Source organism: Collinsella sp. 4_8_47FAA, from assembly GCF_000763055.1.
Lineage (GTDB): Bacteria > Actinomycetota > Coriobacteriia > Coriobacteriales > Coriobacteriaceae > Collinsella.
The window spans coordinates 120,346-142,047 of sequence record NZ_KN214134.1; the positions used below are offsets into that span (position 1 = coordinate 120,346).

The 21,702-nt window shown below is 61.9% G+C and carries 17 protein-coding genes; 14 read left to right on the forward strand and 3 right to left on the reverse strand.

The window, feature by feature from the left end; all coding sequences use genetic code 11:
- Positions 1–844: 844 nt before the first annotated feature.
- Both HMPREF9463_RS00525 and HMPREF9463_RS00530 read right to left on the reverse strand, forming a co-directional pair.
- Positions 845–1,474, reverse strand: coding sequence for a response regulator (locus HMPREF9463_RS00525; RefSeq protein WP_035136584.1), 630 nt, complete (start codon positions 1,472–1,474; stop codon positions 845–847).
- Positions 1,471–2,616 (reverse strand): sensor histidine kinase, encoded by a 1,146-nt coding sequence (locus tag HMPREF9463_RS00530; RefSeq protein ID WP_035136585.1) that lies wholly within the window; start codon positions 2,614–2,616, stop codon positions 1,471–1,473. The genes HMPREF9463_RS00525 and HMPREF9463_RS00530 overlap by 4 nt, the downstream gene beginning before the upstream one ends.
- Positions 2,617–2,815: 199 nt before the next feature.
- Here HMPREF9463_RS00530 and HMPREF9463_RS00535 point away from each other — a divergent pair, with 199 nt between their 5' ends.
- The 6 genes from HMPREF9463_RS00535 (at position 2,816) to HMPREF9463_RS00560 (ending at position 11,097) form a co-directional block, all read left to right on the forward strand.
- On the forward strand, positions 2,816–3,754 hold the full coding sequence (locus HMPREF9463_RS00535) for an ABC transporter ATP-binding protein (protein WP_035137111.1): 939 nt from the start codon (positions 2,816–2,818) through the stop codon (positions 3,752–3,754).
- Positions 3,755–3,763: 9 nt separating this feature from the next.
- Positions 3,764–4,951: an ABC transporter permease gene (locus HMPREF9463_RS00540; protein WP_035136586.1), complete on the forward strand. Its 1,188-nt coding sequence runs from the start codon at positions 3,764–3,766 to the stop codon at positions 4,949–4,951.
- Entirely contained in the window at positions 4,938–6,143 is a 1,206-nt protein-coding gene (locus HMPREF9463_RS00545; protein WP_035136588.1) for an ABC transporter permease, read from the forward strand. The genes HMPREF9463_RS00540 and HMPREF9463_RS00545 overlap by 14 nt, the downstream gene beginning before the upstream one ends.
- A 93-nt stretch (positions 6,144–6,236) precedes the next feature.
- On the forward strand, positions 6,237–6,950 hold the full coding sequence (locus tag HMPREF9463_RS00550; RefSeq protein ID WP_035137112.1) for an ABC transporter ATP-binding protein: 714 nt from the start codon (positions 6,237–6,239) through the stop codon (positions 6,948–6,950).
- Between the two features lie 8 nt (positions 6,951–6,958).
- Positions 6,959–9,625 carry an ABC transporter permease gene (locus tag HMPREF9463_RS00555; RefSeq protein ID WP_035136589.1) on the forward strand — a complete coding sequence of 889 codons (2,667 nt, stop codon included), beginning with the start codon at positions 6,959–6,961 and terminating at the stop codon, positions 9,623–9,625.
- Positions 9,626–9,900: 275 nt separating this feature from the next.
- Positions 9,901–11,097 (forward strand): DUF362 domain-containing protein, encoded by a 1,197-nt coding sequence (locus HMPREF9463_RS00560; RefSeq protein ID WP_035136590.1) that lies wholly within the window; start codon positions 9,901–9,903, stop codon positions 11,095–11,097.
- Positions 11,098–11,228: 131 nt separating this feature from the next.
- Here the strand turns inward: HMPREF9463_RS00560 and HMPREF9463_RS00565 are convergent, their stop codons facing one another.
- Positions 11,229–12,194, reverse strand: a complete 966-nt coding sequence (locus tag HMPREF9463_RS00565; protein ID WP_035136591.1) for an alpha/beta hydrolase — start codon at positions 12,192–12,194, stop codon at positions 11,229–11,231.
- Positions 12,195–12,380: 186 nt separating this feature from the next.
- Between HMPREF9463_RS00565 and HMPREF9463_RS00570 the strand changes: the two genes are divergently transcribed.
- The 8 genes from HMPREF9463_RS00570 to HMPREF9463_RS00605 all read left to right on the forward strand — a co-directional run bounded on the left by HMPREF9463_RS00570 (position 12,381) and on the right by HMPREF9463_RS00605 (position 21,613).
- Positions 12,381–13,064, forward strand: coding sequence for a PAQR family membrane homeostasis protein TrhA (locus HMPREF9463_RS00570; protein WP_195445615.1), 684 nt, complete (start codon positions 12,381–12,383; stop codon positions 13,062–13,064).
- Positions 13,065–13,177: 113 nt separating this feature from the next.
- Complete coding sequence (locus HMPREF9463_RS00575) at positions 13,178–14,551, forward strand: hemolysin family protein (protein WP_035136592.1); 1,374 nt, start codon at positions 13,178–13,180, stop codon at positions 14,549–14,551.
- Between the two features lie 24 nt (positions 14,552–14,575).
- A complete protein-coding gene (locus HMPREF9463_RS11250; protein WP_232219713.1) occupies positions 14,576–15,409 on the forward strand; it encodes a cyanophycin synthetase family protein in 834 nt (277 codons plus the stop codon).
- A gap of 136 nt (positions 15,410–15,545) precedes the next feature.
- Positions 15,546–15,935, forward strand: coding sequence for a YtxH domain-containing protein (locus HMPREF9463_RS00585; RefSeq protein ID WP_035136593.1), 390 nt, complete (start codon positions 15,546–15,548; stop codon positions 15,933–15,935).
- On the forward strand, positions 15,935–16,690 hold the full coding sequence (locus HMPREF9463_RS00590) for a PRC-barrel domain-containing protein (protein ID WP_035136594.1): 756 nt from the start codon (positions 15,935–15,937) through the stop codon (positions 16,688–16,690). Before HMPREF9463_RS00585 ends, HMPREF9463_RS00590 begins: the two co-directional genes overlap by 1 nt.
- A 72-nt stretch (positions 16,691–16,762) precedes the next feature.
- The gene (locus HMPREF9463_RS00595) at positions 16,763–18,169 is read left to right on the forward strand and encodes a polysaccharide deacetylase family protein (protein ID WP_232219714.1); all 1,407 of its coding nucleotides are present in this window, start codon (positions 16,763–16,765) and stop codon (positions 18,167–18,169) included.
- A 328-nt stretch (positions 18,170–18,497) separates the two neighbouring features.
- Positions 18,498–20,342 (forward strand): magnesium transporter, encoded by a 1,845-nt coding sequence (locus HMPREF9463_RS00600; protein ID WP_035136597.1) that lies wholly within the window; start codon positions 18,498–18,500, stop codon positions 20,340–20,342.
- Between the two features lie 74 nt (positions 20,343–20,416).
- On the forward strand, positions 20,417–21,613 hold the full coding sequence (locus HMPREF9463_RS00605) for an Nramp family divalent metal transporter (RefSeq protein WP_052044049.1): 1,197 nt from the start codon (positions 20,417–20,419) through the stop codon (positions 21,611–21,613).
- Positions 21,614–21,702 lie beyond the last annotated feature (89 nt).

Below are 21,702 nucleotides of genomic sequence, written 5' to 3' on the forward strand. Positions count from 1 at the left end.
CCTATCGCCTCCGCCAGCCTGTCGTAGCCCTCGGGGTCGGCCCTGAAGCTCCCGCTCCAGATCTTCCTCCCGAGGCCGTCGAGCAGGCACAGGACATGCACGTCCTTGTGCGTGTCGACGCCCGCGATGACCGTTTCGCCTTCCATTTTCGCTCCCCTCGGTCTGCCGCCTGCTCCGCGCCCGAGCCTCCCAGACATTGCACTGACGGGAGCGCTACAATCAAGTTGCCTTATCCGATTGTCCGCGCTCATGCTCCTATTAGGTCATGGCAGGACTCCGGGTCGCGGAAGCCGGGGCGAGACAGGTCGGATTTGAGGACGGCCGAAGAGGCGTCAGCAGGTCAGTGGGTCATCGTCCCGGCGTTCAGCATCAGGGTAGCGCTGCGACGCGGAAATCGCGCGCTGTTGACGCGCCCCCGCAGTGCCCGCTTCCCCCAAGGACAATTATCAGTGCAGGTAGAACGCCTGCGGTTTTCTGGAAAACGGGGGTATGGTCAAGGGTATCGAGTCAAACGTAGTAGATGGGCGGGTTTCGTGGCGAGCGGTTCCGGGTGATTCCTTGGGGACGGAGGAAAACGGATTATTTTGGTCCCGCGAGGCTTGCGGAGGCGCTCGTGCAGAGCCGCTCGGACAAAACTATGCCGGTTTACGGGGCTAAGTCACGCGCTCCCAACCATGCCGATATCCGTGAAAATAAAACCGCAGGTAGACAAGCCGTCATTTTACGGAAAACGCGGGTATGGATGGGGGCCCTGAGCTTAGCCCCGTAAACCGGCATAGTTTTGAAATGGTATTAAATCGGTGGTAGCCATTTTGCTATGCCGGGGTGGTCGGTCGTTGGGTAATTACCCTCGCAGGTAGGCGATGGCGATCTGCGTGCGGTTGCGCAGGCCCATCTTTGCCAGGATCGAGCTGATGTGGTTGCGTACGGTGCCTTCGCCCATATAGGCTGTGGCGGCAATCTCCTTGTTGTCGAGGCCACGGGCGATGAGCTCGGCGACTTCGAACTCGCGGTCGGTCAGGCCGGCAAAGGCCGCGGGCCGGCGGGACGTGTCTGCCTTGTTGCCCATCCCGTCAAAGTCAACATCTTCGATTGCCTTGCCCTCGAGCACGCGTTTGCCGTCCATGACCTGTGCCAACGCCGGCGGAATGGCGGCGACATCGGTCTTGATCAGGTAACCGCGGGCGCCCAGCTTGAGCGCCGACACAATGTACTCGTCATCCGAGAATGTCGTTAGAAACACCACGCGCGCCGAAGGGTCGCGCTCAAGGATCTCGCGTGCGGCCGAAAGGCCGTCGCGTCCCGGCATCTGGATGTCGAGCAGCGCGATATCGGGTGCGTGCTCGGCGTAGAGCGCCACCGCATCGTTGCCGTTGGCACCGGTGCCCACCACTTCGATCTGCGGCTGGGCGCCCAGGATAATCTTGAGCGAATCGACCACCAAGCGGTCGTCGTCGACAACGATGAGCCTCATCGGCCCTCATCTCCTTGCTGTTTGGGAACGGTGGCAAACACACGCCAGCCGCCGGTGCCGGCGCGCGGGCCGGCGGTGAAGGTGCCGCCAAGCGCCTCGACGCGCTCGCGCATGGAGGCGAGCCCCATGCCCTCCGCAGCGCCGCGGCCGCTTGCTTGGACCTCACCCACGCCATCGTCGGTAACAATGAGCTGGTAAAACGACGGATGCTCCATGCACCGTACGGTGACGGTCTGGGCGCAAGCGTGGCGCATGGTATTGGAGAGCGCTTCGCGCAGGACCGCCGCAAAGCAGTTGGCGACGTTTGCGGGCGCATGTTCGGCCATAACTTCAAGCTCAATCTGCGGGCCGCCGTCCGAGCGTGTGCCTTCGACAATGCGTTCGAGCTGCACGGAAAGGTCGACGGCGTTGTCGTTGAGCGCGTGGACGCTGGTGCGCACAAGCTGGAGCGCCTCGTCAACCGTGCGTTTAACGTCGGCGAAATCGGCGGCGACGCCAGGCTCATCGGCGTGGACCACGCGTAGGGCTTCGGCCTGCAGTGAGGCGCGCGTGAGCTGGTGCCCGACGTTATCGTGGATCTCGCGCGCGATGCGGGCGCGTTCGGCGAGCGTCGCGAGCTCGACTTCGTAGTCCTGGCGATCGGCAAGATCGCGGTTGCGCGCCTCGAGCGCGAGGGCTCGTTCCTGCAGCTCGTCGCGGGTGCGGCGCATGCGCCGCTGCTCGCGCTCCAACTGGGCGGTGCGTAGCGATAGCAAGGTGGCGGCAACCGAAAGGATGGCGGTCAGCAGGAGCGTTCGTGCGGTAAGCGCATCGGCGCGAAGGTCCGCGACGAGCGCAAAGGCAAAGACGGAGCCAATGCCCAACGCGACCCAGGCGTGCTCGCGGCGCACGCGTCGCGCGATGTCATAGAGGGCGAGAGGCGCAAACGGCACAAACGGCGGCACGAAGACAGCCGCGATGATGCAGGCGTAGCTCGCTGCCTCGCTTGCGCGTCGGGTGCGTTTCCCCTGTGTGACCTCGGCCAGCGAGGTGGCAATAATGCCAAGGCAAAACGCCACAACCAGACGAGCGTCCACGGCAAGACCCATGGCGGTCGCAATACAGCACGCCAGCACGATCGATTTGTCGAAAAGCCTGTTCATACGGGTATTGTACGCGAAGCTGCGCGTGGTGGAGGGGCCGCCTAGCGCAACCGTGACATTCCTCCCGCACGGTGGGGCGGTCGCGTCAGCGGGCCACGCGACCGAGCCCCCGCACTCGTGACAAAGCTCACTGGTGCGCGCCGTCCGCTCCTGCGATGATGCAATCGTACCGGGCCGCAAGCAACAGAAGGGCCGCCTCATGACAGACATCGTCCACGTCGAAAACCTCGTCAAGCGCTACGACGATCTTATCGCGCTCGACCACTTTAACCTGAGCATCGCCCCCGGCGAGATCTTTGGCCTGCTGGGCCCCAACGGCTCGGGCAAGACCACGTCCATCAACTGTATTCTGCAGCTGCTCGCCTACGACAAAGGCACTATCGAGCTGTTCGGCGAGCCCATGACGCCCGCCCGCTACGACCTCAAGCGCCGCATCGGCGTGGTCCCGCAGCAAGTTGCGGTGTTTGACGAGCTTACCGTGCGCGAGAACATCGACTATTTCTGTAGCCTCTACGTTAACGACCGCAAGCGCCGCCGCGCGCTGGTGGACGAGGCGATCGACTTTGTGGGCTTGGGCGACTTTACCAAGTTTCGCCCCGGCAAGCTCTCGGGCGGCCTGGCGCGTCGCCTCAACATTGCCTGCGGCATTGCGCACAAGCCCGAGCTCATCTTCTTTGACGAGCCTACGGTGGCAGTCGACCCGCAGAGTCGCAACGCCATCCTGGAGGGCATCTGCCGCTTGCGCGACGAGGGCGCCACGGTGGTGTATACCAGCCATTACATGGAGGAAGTCGAGCAGATTTGCAGCCGCATCATGATCATGGACGGCGGCCGCGTGCTGGCGCAGGGCACCAACGACGAGCTCAAGCGCATGATTCAGATGGGCGAGCGCGTGACGGTCGAGGTCGGCGCCGTCGAGTCGGCCACGGTCGAGCGGCTGCGCGCCCTCGAGCACGTGCTTTCAGTCGAGCTGTCCGGCGGCGAGCTCGTCTGCACCTGTGAAGCGAGCCCGCATAACCTGGTCGACATCCTCGACACGCTGCGCGCCGCCGACGTGGCGCTCGGCCGCGTGTGGAGCGAGCCGCCGACCCTCAACGACGTGTTCCTCGAGATCACCGGCCGCGAGCTGCGCGACTAGGGGGCAGTCATGTTCAACACCATCATCACCACGGTCAAGACGCTGCTGCGCCGGCCGAGCACGTGGGTTTGGGGCGCTCTCTTTCCCATCGCGCTTTCCACGATGTTCATGTTTATGTTTGCGAACCTCAGCTCCGACGGCACGGTCGATCCGGTGCCGGTTGCCATCGTGGCGGACGAGGCCTGGGATGCCTCGACCTTTAAGGACGTGGCGACGTCGCTTGCCAAGGAGGGCGACGACCAACTGCTCGAGATCCACGAGTGCGACGACGCAGCCGACGCGAGCCGTGCGCTTAAGGCCGGCGAGGTCGCGGGCATCTATACGGTCGACGACGCGGGCACGCCCAAACTCACGTTGCTTTCGAGCTACGACAGCTCGCGTGCCTCATCGGTGCTCACCGACCGCAGCATTCTGGAGACGGTGGCAAGCTCGTATACGCAAAACGCCGAGCTCATGTCCCAGATTGCCCAGGACAACCCGGCGGCGCTCGCCGACCCGGAGGCGGTTGCGCGCGCCCTGTCGCTCGAGGGCGGCACCCGTCGCGTGAGCCTGACGCGCACCACGCCCGATGGCACGGTCATCTACTACTACGCGCTCTTTGGTCTGGTGGCGATGATGTCTGCCGAGTTTGCCGCCTTGAGCGTCGTCGATTTGCAGCCCAATCTGTCGGGCCTTGGCGCGCGTCGCTGCGTGGGCGGTCTTTCCAAGACGGCGTCGCTGGCCGGCATCTTTGTCGGCTCGTGGCTGGTTTCCTTCGCCTCGATGGCGATCGCAATCGGCTACGTGCGCCTGGTCGTGGGTGTCGACTTTGGCGGGCGCGAGGGGCTGTGCCTCGTCGGCGCCGCCGCTTCCGCGCTTGCCGCCACGGGCTTGGGGCTCTTTGTGGGCACGTTTCCCGTTAAGGGCGGCAAGGCGTCCAAGTCGGGCATCCTCACGGGCTTTGCCACCACGTGCGCCCTGTTCGCCGGCCTCTACGGCGAGCCGGCGATGGCGCTTGCCGACGACGTCGCCCGCGCCTGCCCGGCCGAGTGCTGGCTCAACCCCGTCAAGCTTATCTGCGACATGTTCAACCGCCTGTATTTCTTTGAGGACCTGGGTCCCTTTGTCATCCGTGCGGGCGCGCTGGTCCTCATGACGCTGGTGTTTGTTGCCGCCGCCACGCTGATTTTTGGAAGGAGCCGCTATGAGCACCTTTAAGACTGCGCTGCGCATGGCGCTCGCGCATCCGTTCTACCTGCTCATCTATACGGTGTTCATATCGCTGATGGGTGTGTTCATCGCGGCATCGGTGAGCTGGAACTCGTCGCAGCTCACCGAGTACAAGCCCTACGACGCCAATGTGATTGTGGTCGACCGCGACGACAGCGATCTTTCGCGTGCGCTTACCAAGCATCTGGGGTCGCGCTTTGACCTGGTCACGGGCGTCGGCGATGACACGTACGACCTCGCGGACGCGCTCTCCAAGAGCAACAGCGCCAAGGGCAGCGCCGACTGCGTATTCTTTATCCCGGAGGGGTTCGAGGACGACCTGGTCGCGGCTGCCCGCGCGGGGGAGTCCCTGCCCAAGCTCGATGTGACCTACGGCTCCGGCACCATGGCGGCGGCGCTCTCGTCTGCTGAGGCCTCGCGCTGGATCTCGCTCGCGGGTGCTGCGGCGGCACTTGAGCCCGCCGCTTCTAACGGCGACGTTGCCAAGGCCGCCGAGCATGCCGCTGCAAAGCGCGCCGAGGTTCAGATCGAGCAGGTCAAGGTTGGCTCGACTGCCGCCGCCATGCTCAAGTCGTATTTCAACTTTGGCGCGTACGCGATTATCTCGTCGGTCATCATATCGGTGGGGCTGGTGTTCTCGGGCATGAACGAGCCCGAGCGCGTGCGTCGTATGGATGCCGGCCCAATCTCCGAGCGCCGGCGTTCGCTCGCCGTGTTTGCGGCCGCCGCTGTGATCACCGTCTGCATCTGGTTTGTGTCGAGCATGATGGGCGTCGTGGGCTTTGCCGGCGCGGTTGCCGAGGTCGGCGTGGGTCGTGTGTGCCTGGCGCTGGCGGCGACGTTTGCCCTGGCGTGCACGCCTCTGGCCGTTGGCTTTGCCCTTTCGAGCCTGGGTGCGCGTGAGGAGCTGCTCAACGGTGTGGGCAACCTGCTCGGCATGCTCATGACGTTTTTGGGCGGCGCTTGGATGCCGCTGTCGCTCATGGGCTCGGCCGTGCAGACGGTGGCGCACTTTGTGCCGACGTATTGGGTGAACGACGCGATTGGCAAGGCGCTCGCTTCGGACCTGACGTCTGCCGTGTTGGGCGACATCGCCTGCGACCTGGGCGTCACCGTGCTCTTCGCCGCCGCCATTGCCGCCGTAGGCCTGGCTCTCGCACGCGCCAAATCCCGCGCCTAGTCTGAAATAAATCCTAGCCCTCGCCCCAAAATAGTTCGCCAAGGTTTACTATTACGTTCATAAAGTAGTACGAGGCTAACAATGGGGGATACCATGGCAACGCAGGAAGCCTATGTCCAGGTCAAGGATCTCAAAAAGCACTACGGCGACGGTGATGCGCGCCTGACGGTACTCGATGGCATCGACACGTCCATCAATCGCGGCGAGATCTGCGTCATGCTGGGACCCTCGGGCTCGGGCAAGTCGACCTTTCTCAACCTGATCGGCGGCCTGGAGGATGCCGACGGCGGCTCCATCATGGTGGACGGCTGCGACCTCACGGTGCTCAAGCCTGCCGACCTGGGCGAGTATCGCCGCCGTGAGCTGGGCTTTGTCTTCCAGTTCTACAACCTGGTGCCCGATCTCACCATCAAGGAGAACATCGAGGTTACGGCGCACCTGTCCAAAAACCCGCTCAATGTCGACAACCTGCTGCGTTCGCTGGGCCTTTACGAGCACCGCAACAAGTTCCCGCGCCAGGTCTCGGGCGGCCAACAGCAGCGCTGCGCCATCGGCCGTGCGCTCGTCAAAAACCCGGGCCTGCTGCTGTGCGACGAGCCCACGGGCGCACTTGACTACAAGACGTCCAAGGAAATCTTGCAGCTCATGGAGGATGTCAACCGCACCTACGGCTGCACCATCATCATTGTCACCCACAATGCCGCCATCGCGCGCATGGCCAATCGCGTGCTGCGCCTGCGCGACGGGCGCATCGTCGAGGATGAGCTCAACGAGTCGCCCGTCGCAGCCGCCGAGCTCGATTGGTAGGCGGCGCCATGACACCTCTCGCAAAACGTCTCCCGCGCGAGCTGCGCCGCAATATCGGCAAGTACCTGGGCATCTTTTTGCTTATGTGCGGAAGCATCGCCCTTACCTCGGGCTTTTTGCTCGCAGCGCATTCCATCGGCTGCCTTATCGACGACATGCGCGATGCGTACACGATTGAGGACGGCCGCGTGACCACCTCCTTCGAGGCTACCGACGATCAACTCAAGGCCGCCGAGGATGTTGTCAGTGACGTCGGCGGCGTCACGCTCTATAAGAATTTCTCCATTGACGCCGTCATCAAAAAGACCGCCGGCGACGACGGCACCAAGCGCACGCTGCGCACCTATGCGCACCGCGCTAAGGTGGACATTGCGTCCTACTGTGAGGGCAAGGAGCCCAAAACGGACGATGAGGTGGCAATCGACCGTGTCTTCGCCACCAACAACGACCTCGCCGTGGGCGATAAGGTCGAGCTCGAGGGTCGTACCTACACCATCTGCGGCATCATGACCCAGCCCGATAGCCAGGCGCTGTTCCTCAACAATTCGGACTTTACGGTGAACACCATCACCTATGGCGTGGCCGAGATCAGCGACGCCGGCTTTGCCGCGCTCGAGGACGCTGGCGGCGCGCCCGCCTACACCTATTCCTTTACCTTTACCGATCGCGATCTCTCCACTGCAGATCGCATCGATGCGGAGCAGGATATGGTCGAGGCGCTGACCGACGCCGATGCGCGCGTGGACGATCTGATCGATGCCGATTCCAACCAGGGCATTGGCTATGCGCGCGACGACGTAGACGGCGACTCCATGATGTGGATGACGCTGCTCGACATCATCATCGTGATCATGGCGTTCGTCTTTGTGGTCCTTACCGACGCCACCATCGAGGAGGAGAGCGCCATCATCGGCACGCTGCTCGCCAGCGGCTATCGTCGACGCGAGATCGTCCTGCACTACCTTGCGCTTCCCGCTACCGTGGGCGTGATCGCGGCGCTTTTGGGCACTGCGCTCGGCGTTGTGTTCTTTACCGAGCCCATGCGCAGCCTCTATTACGGTTCGTACAGCCTGCCTCCCTTCCAGGTGTACTGGAGCTGGGGGATCTTTGTGAAGTGCGCCGTGGTTCCCGCCGCTGCGCTCATCCTCATCACGCTGGCGGGTCTGCTTCGCAAGATGGGCAAGACGCCGTTGCAGTTTCTTCGCCACGAGGCGAGCGGCAAGTCTGGCACCAAGCGCGGCTTGCAGCTGCCGGAGCGCATGGGTTTTGTCTCGCGCTTCCGCCTGCGCATCTTCCTGCGCAACCTGGGCAACTTCGCCACGCTCTTCGTGGGCATTGCGTTTGCCTCGCTGCTGCTGCTCTTTGGCCTGGCGATTCTGCCCACGATGACGCACTACGCGGACAACTTGGAGACAAGCCTTGTCGCCGAGCACCAGTACACGCTCAAGGCTCCGCTGGAGCTTGAGGGCACCGCCGAGGAGCGTGAGCAGTGGGCGGCGCTCGAGCGTCTGCAGTCGGTGGACGGCGCGCTGCTTTCCGCCGCCCGGGATGCCGATGATGAGCTTGACGACGCGGCCGATGCGGCGCAGGCGGCAGCCGATGCCGCGACCGCATCTCCGTCTGCCGAGAGCTTGGCTGCGGCGCAGGACGCGCTCGCCAAGGTCCAGGACAAGAAGGATGCGCTTTATGCGCGCCTCGATGATCTTGCCGATGCCCTCGGCTGCGACCGCGATGAGGCCATCGACCTGATTGACAAGGCCTCTAAGATTGACACTGACAACGACGATATCCACCCGGTCAACACGATCGACAACGGTGCAGGCGCAATCGCGCAGGCCGAGAAATACGCCGTCTACCAGCTGCAATACGATCGCGGCGACGGAAATGGGCAGGAGACGATTTCCGTCTACGGCATCTCGCCCGATTCGCGCTATTGGAAAGACCTCAACGTCGGCGACGGACGCGTCGTCTTTGGCGGCGGTCTGCTCGATAAGTTTGGCTGGAGCGAGGGCCAGAAGGTCACGCTTCGCGACAAGTATGAGGGCGAGAATTATTCCTTTGAGTACGCGGGCAAGGACTACGTTTGGGGCTCTAAGTCGGACATGAATATCTATATGAGTATCGACGACTTTAACGAGCTGTTCGACAACGACGCCGCCTACTTTAACGGATATGTGAGCGACGAGAAGCTCGACCTCGATGCTCGTTACTTTGCCGGCGACACCACGCCCGACGACATGCGGGCCGTGGGCGACCAGTTCATCGGCATGATGAGCAAAATGATCGGAATGATGATCGGGCTCGCGGTGTTTATCTTCCTGCTGTTTATGTACCTGCTGACCAAGGCTGTGATCGACCACAGCGCCCGTTCGATCAGCTACATGAAAGTCTTTGGCTATCGCGATAGCGAGATCTCGCATCTGTACATCCGCTCGATCACGCTGTGCGTGGCGGCGTCGCTCGTGCTGAGCCTGCCGGTCATTATTGGCTCGCTCACGGCCATCTTCCGCTCGATGCTGCTCGCCTACAACGGCAATATCGAGATCTACGTGCCCGCTTGGTCCATGGTTGCATGCGTCGGCATTGGCTTTGCGACCTACCTGGTCGTGGCGTTGCTGCACATGCGTTCCATCAAACGTGTGGGCCTGGCCGAAGCTCTCAAGGTGCAGGAGTAGTCATCGGGGACAGTCTTTGCCGATTCGCCGGTTCGCCGGCCGTGCTGGCAAGGACTGTCCCCAGCTGCCGGCAGGAAAGGAACGTCCCTAGCTGCCAGGTGGCGAGGCACTCATTTAAGTCCGTCCCCAATGAGTGGTTTCAGTCATTTAAGTCTGTCCCCAATGACTAGAAAGGAACGTCCTCAGCGACTAGGTGCCGTACTTGACTTTAACTCTGCTTTAACTGGTACCATCCTCTATGTCTGTAACGCCATATAGACCGAGGGGATATATCTATGACCGCAACTGCACCCGCTAAGGTGTACTTCACCAACCTGCGCACGCATGCTCGCGAGAGTCAGCTCGACAAACTCAAGCGCCTCATCCGTCACGCCGGTATCGAGCAGATCGACTTTGAGAACAAGTTCGTCGCCATCAAGATTCACTTTGGCGAGTTGGGCAACCTGAGCTTTTTGCGCCCCAACTACGCCCGCGCCGTCGCGGATGTCGTGAAGGAGCTGGGCGGCAAGCCCTTCCTCACCGACTGCAATACGCTCTATGTGGGTAGCCGCAAAAACGCGCTCGAGCACATCGATACCGCCTACCAGAACGGCTTTACCCCGTATGCCACGGGCTGCCAGATCATCATCGCCGACGGCCTCAAGGGTACCGACGAGGCACTTGTCCCGGTCGAGGGCGGCGAGTACGTGCACGAGGCCAAGATCGGTCAGGCACTCATGGACGCCGATATCGTGATCAGCCTCACCCACTTTAAGGGCCATGAGCAGGCCGGTTTTGGCGGCGCCATGAAGAACCTGGGCATGGGAGGCGGCAGCCGTGCCGGCAAGATGGAGCAGCATGCCGCCGGCAAGCCGAACGTCTCGACCGAGCACTGCGTTGGCTGCCGTGCCTGCGAAAAGATCTGCGCGCACGACGCTGTCTCGTTCGACGGCACCCGCGAGCGCGAGCTTGCCAGCGGCGCTACTCGCACGGTGCACGTGGCCGCTATCGACCACGATCGCTGCGTGGGCTGCGGACGCTGCATTGCGGCATGCAACCAGGACTGCATCAAGCCCGGCTATGACGCCGCGGCCGACGTGCTCAACTGCAAGATCGCCGAGTATACAAAGGCCGTTGTCGACGGCCGCCCGAGCTTCCACATCTCGCTTGCCATGGACATCAGTCCCAACTGCGACTGCCATCCCGAAAACGATACGCCTATCGTCAACGACATCGGCATGTTCGCGAGCTTCGACCCGGTCGCCATCGACCAGGCCTGCGCCGATGCCGTCATGGCATCCGAGCCGCTGCCCAACACCGAGCTCACCGATAGCGCGGCCAAGATGGAGCACAACCACGAGCATCTGGAGGGCGAGCAGGCCAAGGACCCCTTCTGCATCACGCATCCCGACACCGACTGGCGCGTGTGCATCGCGCACGCCGAGAAGATCGGCCTGGGCACGAGCAAGTACGAGCTTATCGAGGTCAAGTAACACCTGTCTATTGGACATATCAAGCGCTTTTGTATCGCAACGTTAGCAAAAGCCGCCCGTGAGCACAGTGCCCACGGGCGGCTTTTTGGAAGTGCTAGGGGGTCAGATAGACCAGTAAACCGTCCTATTTCCTAAAAATACTCGTCGAGGAAGTTGTCGACCGTGTTCCAGTAGAGTTCGGGGTCGACCTGCGCGCTCTTGGCGTGGGTGGCGCCATGGATGGTGAGCTTTTGTTTGACTTTGCTGGCGCACGCGTCGTAGTTTTGGTCGAGCATGCTGTACGGTACAAAGGTGTCCTGGTCGCCGTGGATAAACAGCATGGGAACCGTCGCGTGTTTGAGTTGCTCCACACTGCTTGCCGTATGAAAGTCGTAGCCTGCGCGCACGTTGCACACTAAGTTTGCTACATCGAGCAAGGGAAAGCTGGGCAGGCCGAACACGTCCTTGAGCTGCAGAGAAAACTCGTCCCACACACTCGTATAACCGCAGTCCTCGATAATGCATTTCACGTTTGCGGGCAGAGATTCCCCCGCGACGTTCATGGCGGTTGCCGCACCCATCGACTCGCCAAAGACCAAGATGCGCGCCTCGGGGTCAGCCTGAACGATTCGCTCGATCCATGCGACGATGTCGAGGCGCTCGGGCCAGCCCATGCCGATATAGTCGCCGCCGGAGCGCTCGTGGGCGCGGGCGGCGGGTGCGAGTACGTTCATGCCGCGGTCGTGGAATCGCTTGACGTATCGGGCCATACCGATGGGCTCGTTGGTATATCCATGCAGGCAGACGGCGTAGTCGTGTGTGCTCTCCGACGCAGCAAAATACCAGGCGGCAAGTTCGGTCCCGTCGTCCGCGGTGAGGTTGCTGCTCTCGCGATTCTCTTTAAACCACGCCCGCGCCTCGGTTTCCTCGGCATCCGGCTGCTCACCTTTTTTGTCGTCTTTGCCATCCTGCATCATCTTCATGGTGTACGGCGCTTGGGGATTCAGGGCAAAGTCGAACAAGAAGTTGCCGGCAAACCCCAGCAGCGCGACAACGAGCACCAGTGCAACGATGCCGGCTATCTTGAGCTTTCGATGGGAACGTGCGTTTTGAGACATAAGAAGCTTTCCTATAAGATGTTAATACATCAACATTTAATGCAAGCGCATTATGGACGTTCGCCGTTGATGCGTCAACAGGCAAAGAATGGGTAAACAAAGGGTCACGTATGGTGCAAATTTCGCACGTACCCAGACGCTTTGATATAGTGTTGAGAACTCTTTACGTTGGAGGATGTAACCGGCATGTCCGATTCGAGCGACAGTTCTAAGCCGCGACCCAAGACCGCGGCCGTTCCACATTACACGGTGGGTGAGGAGATCATGAACTCCGTCACCCATGGTGTCGGTTGCCTGCTGGGTATCGCGGGCCTGGTGCTCCTGATCGTATTCGCCGCCCTGCGCGGCGGAGGCCCGGCCCACATGGCCGCGGCGATTGTCTATGGCGTCAGCATTATCCTCGAATACCTAGCCTCCACGCTCTACCACGCGATTCAGCCCGCGCGCGCCAAGCGCGTGTTTCGCATCATCGACCACAGCTGCATCTACCTGCTCATTGCGGGCAGCTATACGCCGTTTTGCCTTATCACGCTCGCAAACGACGGCGGCCCTGCGCTGTTCTTTGCCGTATGGGCCATCGCCATTATCGGCATCGCCCTCGAGTGCTTTATGCGCGAGCGTCAACCGCACTGGGTAAGCGGCCTGGTTTACCTGCTGATGGGCTGGCTCGTTGTTTTTAAGCTGCCCGAACTTGTGGCGCTGCTCAACCCCGTGGCACTTGCCCTGCTCGCCGTCGGCGGCGTGTGCTACACCGCGGGCGTGCCGTTCTATATCGCCAAAAACGTGCGCTACCTGCACAGCGTGTTTCACTTGTGGGTGCTCGCCGGCAGCATCTTCCAGTTCATGGCGGTGATCCTCTTCGTAATCTAGCGATCGCGCCTGCGCCCGCGGGCCCGTCCGGGCGCCCGCCGGGTGCAACTGCCCTATCCGCCGTCAACGTTTTAATCCGACGTCCCGAATCTTGGAGGTTCGAGAAACTCCCGATGGACATAACCATCTCCCTTATCACCACCCTCGTTTTGACCCTCATCAACGGCTACTTCTCTATGTCCGAGATGGCGCTCACCACGGCCAAGCGCGCCGTGCTGGAGCACGAGGCCGAGGAAGGCGACAAGCGCGCCGAGCGTGCCATTAAGCTGGCTGCCGACTCCGACCAGCTGCTCGCCACCATCCAGGTTGCCATCACGCTCGTGGGCTTCGCCTCGTCCGCCGTCGCCTCGACGAGTCTGTCCGACCCGCTCGCCACGTGGCTCATGAGCTTTGGCATCGCGCCGCTCTCCGCCATCGCACGCGGCCTGGCGCCGGTCATCATCACCGTCGCGGTCGCCTTCGTGTCCATCGTGATTGGCGAGCTTGTGCCCAAGCGCATTGGTCTGGCCAATGCCGAGGGCGTATCCAAGCAGGTCGTGGGACCGTTGTCGTTTTTCCAGAAGATCGCCCGTCCGCTCGTGTGGCTGACTGGCGCTTGCTCCGATGGCCTGGCCCGCATTCTGCGCATCAAGAGCGCCGACGACCGTCAAAACGTCTCGGAGGAAGAGATCAAGTACATGGTCTCGGAGCAGGACGACCTGCTCGACGAGGAAAAGCGCATGATCCACGAGATCTTCGACCTGGGCGACACCGTTGCCCGCGAGGTCATGGTGCCGCGCGTGGACACCACTATGTGCGAGGACGACGAGACGGTCGCCGACGTGCTGTCCACCATGCGCCAGACCGGCTTTAGCCGCATCCCCGTCTATCACGAGGATCCCGACAACGTCGCCGGCATCGCGCACATCAAGGACCTGATCCAGCCCGCGCTCGACGGCAAGGGCGACCAGCCCATCGCCGGTTTTTTGCGCGACGCCACCTTTGTGCCCGACACCAAGGACATCCTGCCGTTGCTGTCCGAGATGCAGACCTCTCACGACCAGATCGTGGTGGTCGTGGACGAGTACGGCGGCACGGCCGGCATTATCACCATCGAGGACATCGTCGAGGAGATCGTCGGCGAGATCGAGGACGAGTTCGACCCCGACAACAAGTATCTCACGCGCCTTTCGCGCCGCGAGTGGCTCGTTGATGGGCGTTTTTCGTGCGATGACGCGATTGAGCTTGGTTGGCCGCTCGAGGAAAGCGATGATTATGAGACCATCGCCGGCTGGATCTTGGAGCTTTGCGACTCGGTGCCCGACATCGGAGAGGTGTTTGAGGTCGCGGGGTACAAGTTTAAAGTGCAGTCGATGCGTGGCCAGCGCATCTCGCTCATTCGCGTGATCGCTCCGGCCGAAACCGATAAGAAGGATTCCGAGTCTTCGGTAGACGAGCCGACGACGTCGGGTGCGGGTTCTGTGGACCCGCACGACGGCGACGAGTAGGACAAGGAAGAGTAGGGGAGAGTTATGGCAGGCCTGTTCAACATCCTTAAGGTCACCGTCAGCGAGGACAAGATCTGCGCGCATGTGCTGGTGAACCCCGGCATGCCGCTCATGACCTCGGAGGATATCGAGGCCACGGCGCGCGTGTATTACCTGGTGCCGGCGATTGCCAAGCACCTGTGCCTGGGCGATTCCGGTCGCGAGTTCCAGGACTGCATGGGCCAGACCGAGCTCTGCCATCTGCTTGAGCATGTGACGGTCGAGCTCATGAACGAGACCGGTCTTGCCGGCAGCATCTCGTGCGGCCGCACGCGCGTAAGCGAGCACGACGAGCGCGTCTTTGAGGTTGAGCTTTCGTGCCCCGACGACGCGCTGGCCATCGGCGCGCTGTCTTCGGCCACCTTTATGATGGACTGGGCGTACCTGCACGCCGACCAGCCTGCCCCCGACGTGGGAGGCACGGTCGCGGGCCTGCGCAACCTGGTGCTGGGCATGCGCGCCGAGGCCGAGGGCAAGGATCCTCACGAGGCCGTCGCCGCTGCGAACGGTGAAGATGCTGCCGAGGACGAGGGCGCTGACGAGGGCGATGTGCCGGCCGACGCCGAGCCCGTTGCCGATGCGACCGCCGAGCCCGTTCCCACCGAGCCCCAGGGTGTCCCCAACTTTGACGACGAGCCCCAGGTGGCGATTGATACCGAGGGCGCGGTTGCCGAGAACCACGAGGCTTCCGCTGCCGTCTTTGGCGGTGCGGCGACGGTTCCGGCAGGACCTGCGCATGAGGGCGGCCTGCCGCTCGTGGACGGCGCCGGCGAGGACCCGGGTGCCACGGTGACCATGCCGGCTATGCCTCAGGAGTAGGCCTACGCGTTTATCACCATCACGTACCTGCGCCTTTGCCGTACGCAGATGAGCGGAGCGGCAAGTGATGCGCTGCGGGTATAATGGACAGCATTCAAACGGTGGGCACCGACGTGCCCGCAGGAGAGGAATGATCATGGGTAAGACTTTCAGCTTTGTCTCCGGCGCACTTTTTGGTGCCGCTGCCGGCGCTATTGTCGGCGTTGCTCTGGCCCCGCGCTCGGGCGCCGAGACCCGCGCCATGGCTGCCGATATCGCCAACGACGCCTGGGACAATATGCGCGACACCTACGAGCACAGCGCCGAGGAGGCCCGTGCTGCGGTGAATGACTTTGGCCCGATGGTCGACGCCAAGACCGACGACCTGCGCGCCAAGGTCGACCTTGCCCGCGAGCGCATGGACCAGCTGCGCGAGCAGCTCAACGACGCCATTTCGGGCGGCAACGTGACGCCTGCCGCCGACGTCGTGGTCGAGAACGCCGTCGAGGCTGATACCGAGGCTGCGGAGCCCTCGACCGAGGCATAATGCGCGCCGGGGATTTTGTCGGCGCCAAGATCTATCGCAAGCCTACCGAGGACAAGCGCACCAAAAAGGACGGCACACCGCGCAGCCCTAAAAAGCTCGGAAAGATTCACTTTCCGGTCTTTACCCCGGGCGGTACGCGCGTGGTCGGCTTTATGGTCCGCCAGTCCGATATCGCGGGCATGATCGAGCGTCCCGACCGATTCGTAGCGCTCGACGCCATTGGTGTCTACGAGGGCGCCATTGCGGTCGATGACGTCAAGGACACGTACGATGCCGCCGCTGCCAAGCGCCTCAACATCAACCTGGACGATTGCATCATCTGGGTCGGTATGGATGTGCGCACGGAATCGGGCGACGTCGTGGGCTATTGCTCGGACGTTGAGTTCAAGCCACGCTCGGGCATCGTGCAGGCATTCTATGTGACCGCCGGTGCTGCTTCGAGTGTTTTGGTTGGTGACACGCAGGTGCCGCCGACGATGCTGCGCGGCTATGCGGACGGCGCGATGATTGTTTCGGACGAGGTCAAGTCGCTCGGGTATTCGGGCGGTGCGGCTGCCAAGGCCGCCGAGGCCAGCGTCGTGGTGGGCGACAAGGTCAAAAAGGGCGCCAAGGTGCTCGACGACAAGGGATCGGTTGCCGTGGACAAGGGCAGTCGCGCACTGGGCAAGCAGCTCGGCAAGACGCGCGGCATGTTCAAGGCCTTTAAGGACGAATACCAAAAGGCGAGCGGAGGCTCGTCAAAAGCTACAAAATAGCGACGTACCAAATGATGGGAGGCAAGCCGGAGACCTGTTGCTCCGGCTTGCTGTGTTTATGGGGGAGGGCACATGCGCCAAAACGGATCCAACTTAAACGGGCGTTCGGGTGCGCGTCCGACGGCGCGCCGCGATCTGGGGCAGCTGCCCAGCGGTCAGCGCAAGCGTCACCGTAAGCCCGGCGCGATGTATCTCAACCATAGCCGCGGCTTTAGCGACCGCAGCGCTCGCATCGGCAACAACCGTACGCCCCGTCGTTCGTCTCGCCTGCCCTATGCGCTCATTGCCGTGGGCTGTGCGCTCGTGCTGTTTATTGCTGCCGTCGTGGGCTACGTCAACCGCAGTGTGGACGTGGAGCTCAACGGCCAGAAGACCGCGGTGCGTGTGGGCTCTACGCTGCAGAATCTCATCGACGACCAGGAGTTGACTGACACCTACGACGCAGGCGACCTGCTGGCCGTCGATGACAGCGTGCTCAAGCGCCATGGGGGCGAAAAGCTGTCGGTGAAGGTCGACGGCAAGCGCGTGAAACAGGGCAAATGGGATAGCCGCGAACTTGAGGGCGGCGAGAAGGTGACGGTCAAGGATGGCCGTAACACCTACGAGAAGCACGAGGTTCAGGCTACGGTTATCGAGCCCAAGCTCAAGGTCGAGGGTACGGGCGCTATCGAGTATGTGCAGACGTGGGGTGTCCAGGGCCGCTCCGAGGTGTGGGTTGGTGAGCAGTCGGGCAAGACGCAGGACCGCGGCGAGGTTGTGCCCGCCACCGATTGCGTCGTTGCGTGCGCCAGCGTGGCGCCCAAGGGTAACGAAAAATACGTGGCGCTGACGTTTGACGAGGGTCCGAGCGGCGCCACCAAACAGATCTTGCAGGTGCTCAAGGAAAAGGGCGTCACCGCGACGTTCTTCCTTTCGGGCGATGCGGCCGAGGCCTCGCCTGCCACGGCCAAGGCGATTGTCGATGCCGGGTGCGAGATCGGATCCAACAGCTACAGCGACGATTTGCTCAAGGGTCAGGACCGTGAGGCGGTACGCGAACAGATCACGAAAGGCACCGATGCGATTAAGTCGGCGACCGGCGTGAAGACGATGCTGCTGCGTGCTCCCTACGCTGCCTTTGACGAGCAAAACTGGATTGATGCGATGGACCTGGTCTCCGCCGTGGTCTCGTGGAATATCGACTCGGGCGACTGGCTGCTCAACGGTGCCGACGAGCAGGTCTCGACGGTGCTCGATTCGGTGACGCCGGGCAATATCGTGCTGCTCACCGATAGAGACGAATGCGCCGAGCAGACGCTCGAGGCGCTACCGCAGATTATCGACGGCCTCATTGCCGACGGCTACAAGATCGTGACGCTCAGCGACCTGGTCAAGACGGACACGTCGCTGAGCAAAAAGCTCACCTCGCTGACGAAGGCCACCATGCCCAAGGACGCCGTGTTCCCCCAACTTGCCGAGGACAACGACACCACAGAGTAGTTATTGGGTAGTCATTTAAGAACGTCCCCAATGACTATGTCACGGATGCGTCAGCGTTTGGTATGCCTGCAATGTGCAGCGCATAAATTCGATGCCGCAGGGCGATGCTGATGCTATAGTTACTGCGGTTAATGAGGGTCAAGAGAAAGGTTACAGGTGAAATCCAAACCTCGACCATACAGTCGATGACCCCATGCAGGTGCTTTTTGCGCATGCACGGGGTGTAAGCGTCGAGCGGCGTGCCGCCCGCGCATGCGTATACATATCCAGAAGCCCCCGGACGCCGCACGCGCGGCCGCGTCCGGAGGAATAATGATGGGGAGCACCATTGAATTATCTGAGTGAGATGCTCAAATTGCCGGTCTTGGACGTCGACGGCGAAAAGCTCGGCGTGGTGAACGATTTTGGCATTGCTACCGGCGAAGTTTTTCCGCACGTGACGTCGCTCGCGTTCCGCGGACCCGGCAAGACGCCGTTTATGATCAGCTGGCGCAAATGGGTCGACCGTATCGACGAGACGGGTGTACACCTTAAGACGTCGGCCACCGAAATCCGTTTTTCGTACCTGCAGCCGACCGAACTCCTGCTCGCCCGCGACGTGCTCAACAAGCAGATTGTCGACACGCAGGGCATGAAGGTCGTGCGCGTCAACGACATCAAGTTTTCCATGTCGGGCGAAAATCAGCTGCGCCTGCTGGGCGCCGAGGTCGGTGCCCGCGGTCTGCTACGCGCCATCAGCCCCGCGCTCGAGCATATCGTCGAAGGCTTTATGAAGCACCTGGGCAAGCCGCTCAGTGAGGACATCATCGCTTGGTCCTACATGGACCTGCTCGACCGCTCGACCAAGAACATTCAACTCTCGGTGTCGCACAAGACGCTCGGCGAGCTGCACCCTGCCGACATCGCCGACATTATCGAGCAGCTCGACCCGCGCCTGCGTGCGCAGGTGTTTGCGCAGCTCGATACTGCCCAGGCCGCCGAGGCCATCTCGGAGTTCGATGACGACGAGCTTATGACCGAGATGCTCGAGGGCCTGTCCGACACCGACGCATCGTCGATGCTGGCCATGATGGACCCGGACGACGCCGCCGATCTGATCGACGAGCTCGATTACGAGAAGGCCGAGAAGCTCCTGCGCCTGATGGGCGTCAAGGAAGAGAAAGCGATTCGTAACCTGCTGGGGTATGAGGACAACACCGCCGGCCGCATCATGACCTCGGAGTTTGTCTCGCTGCCCGCCACGGCGACGGTCGGCGATGCCATCGAGGCGATTCGCAAACTCGATGAGGACTTCGAGAGTGTCTATTACGTCTATACCGAGGATCCGAGCGGCATGCTCACCGGCGTGCTCTCGCTGCGCACGTTGATCGTGGCCGACCGCGATGCCACGCTGGGCCAGCTCGCCTATCGCGACCTGGTCTACGTGTCGCCCGACGAGGACCAGGAAGACGTGACGGACGAGATGACCAAGTACGACCTGGTTGCCATCCCTGTCTGCGACGAGAACCGTCATATCCTGGGCATCGTGACCTTCGACGACGCCATGGACGTTATCGCCGAGGAGCATCAGGAGGACCTGCAGATCGCCGGTGTCGGCTCGGGCGATAGCGCGTCGGACGACTCGACGAACGTGCTCAGCTGGTTCGTGCATCGCCAGTACTGGGTTGTCGTGTGGGGCATTGCCTCGTGCATCATGGCAACGGTGCTGGGGACGGCGCTCGGCTCCGCGCATCTGGTGGTGTTCCCCATGTGCGCCATGCCGCTCGTGCTGCTTGCTGCCTCGCGCATGGTGTCGTTCGTCAAGAACTACTTCTTGGAGTATGACGGTCACGACGACGAGCCCAAGCCATATCTGGGGTTCTTCTTCCAGAGCACGGGCATGGGCCTGATTCTGTCACTCGTGACCTATCTGTGCGCCCAGCTGGTGCGCACCGCCGCGTTTCCCGATGCGCCCATGTTTGAGGAGCAACTCTTTACCGGCTGCTTTAATATCGCTGCCATCATTTGCCTGGTTGGCAACATGAGCGCCGTGATTTACCTGATGGTGCTGTTCTGGCGTGACGAGCATGACCTCAACACGTCGGGCACCGCCATGAACGTTATTGCCGTCATGATCTCGTGCATAGCGTACTGCGCCGCTGCGGTGCTGCTCACCATGTCGGTCATGGGTTAGGTGGTCGCGTGCAAAATACCAAGCAAAAGTCGGGCACCAAGCAAAAGTTGACCATCGCGGCCATCTTTGGCGCTATGGGTCCCGGTCTGCTGGCGGCGCTTTCGGGCAATGACGCCGGCGGCATTGCAACGTATTCCAGCGCGGGCGCCAGCTATGGCTACAAGATGCTGTGGATGCTTCCTGTCATGACCGTGCTGCTCATCGTGACGCAGGAGACCGCGGCGCGCTGCGGCTGCGTCACGGGCAAGGGCCTGGCATCGCTCATTCGCGAGCGCTTTGGCGTGCGCAAGAGTGTACTTGCTATGGCGGCGCTGTTGATCGCCAACACGGCTGTGACCATTTCGGAGTTTGCGGGCATCGCCAGCGGCCTTGCTCTCTTTGGCGTGCCGGCGAGCATCTCGGTGCCGTTGGTGGCGCTGCTGGTGTGGATGCTTACCATGTCGGGTAGTTTCCAGCGCATCGAGAAGATTCTGCTGCTGGTAAGCTGCGTCTTCGTGACCTATATTGTCGCCGCGTTTATGGCTGGCCCCAACTGGGGTGAGGTCGCGGTCGACCTGGTCGTGCCTAACATTCAAAATGACCCCAGCTACGTGTCGCTCGTGGTCGCAACGATCGGTACCACCATCGCGCCGTGGATGATTTTCTTGGCGCAGAACAACGTGGTCGATAAGAACGCGGGCGAGGACGATATCGTGCTGCAGCGCATCGATACCGTGAGCGGCTCGCTTGCCGCCGATGTCATTGCCGGCTTTATTATCATCACGACCGGTGCGGTGTTGTTCCCGGCGGGCATTCAGATTAGCGATGCTGCCGATGCTGCCCGTGCGCTGGAGCCTATTGCGGGTCAGTGGTCCACGGTACTGTTTGCCTCGGGCCTGGTCGCGGCGAGTTTCTTGGCTGCCTGCGTGCTGCCGGGCGTTACGTCGAGCGCTATCTGCGAGGCATTTGGCTGGGAGCGCGGTGCCGACCGCAGCTGGGACGAGGCCCCGGTCTATCGCGGCATCATTACGGCCATCATCGGTATCTCTGCCGTGCTGGTGCTTATGCCCGGCGTCGATCTGTTCCAGATTATGATGACCTCACAGGTCATCAATGGTGTGCTGTTGCCCGTGGTTCTGGTGTTCCAGGTGGTTATCGCAGCCGACCGTCACATTATGGGTGCCAACCGCAATGGCCGCGTGTGGAACGTGCTCACTTGGGCGACTATCGCCGTGATTACGGTGCTGACAGTCGTCATGTTTGTGCTGCAAGCGATGGGCTACAGCGCGTAGCGCCCACTTTTGCTTCCGAACAGGCCACAGCGATGGGCTGCGGCCTGTTTTTTGCCCGCGACCTCTTGGGGCCGGCTCGAAAAGAGTGA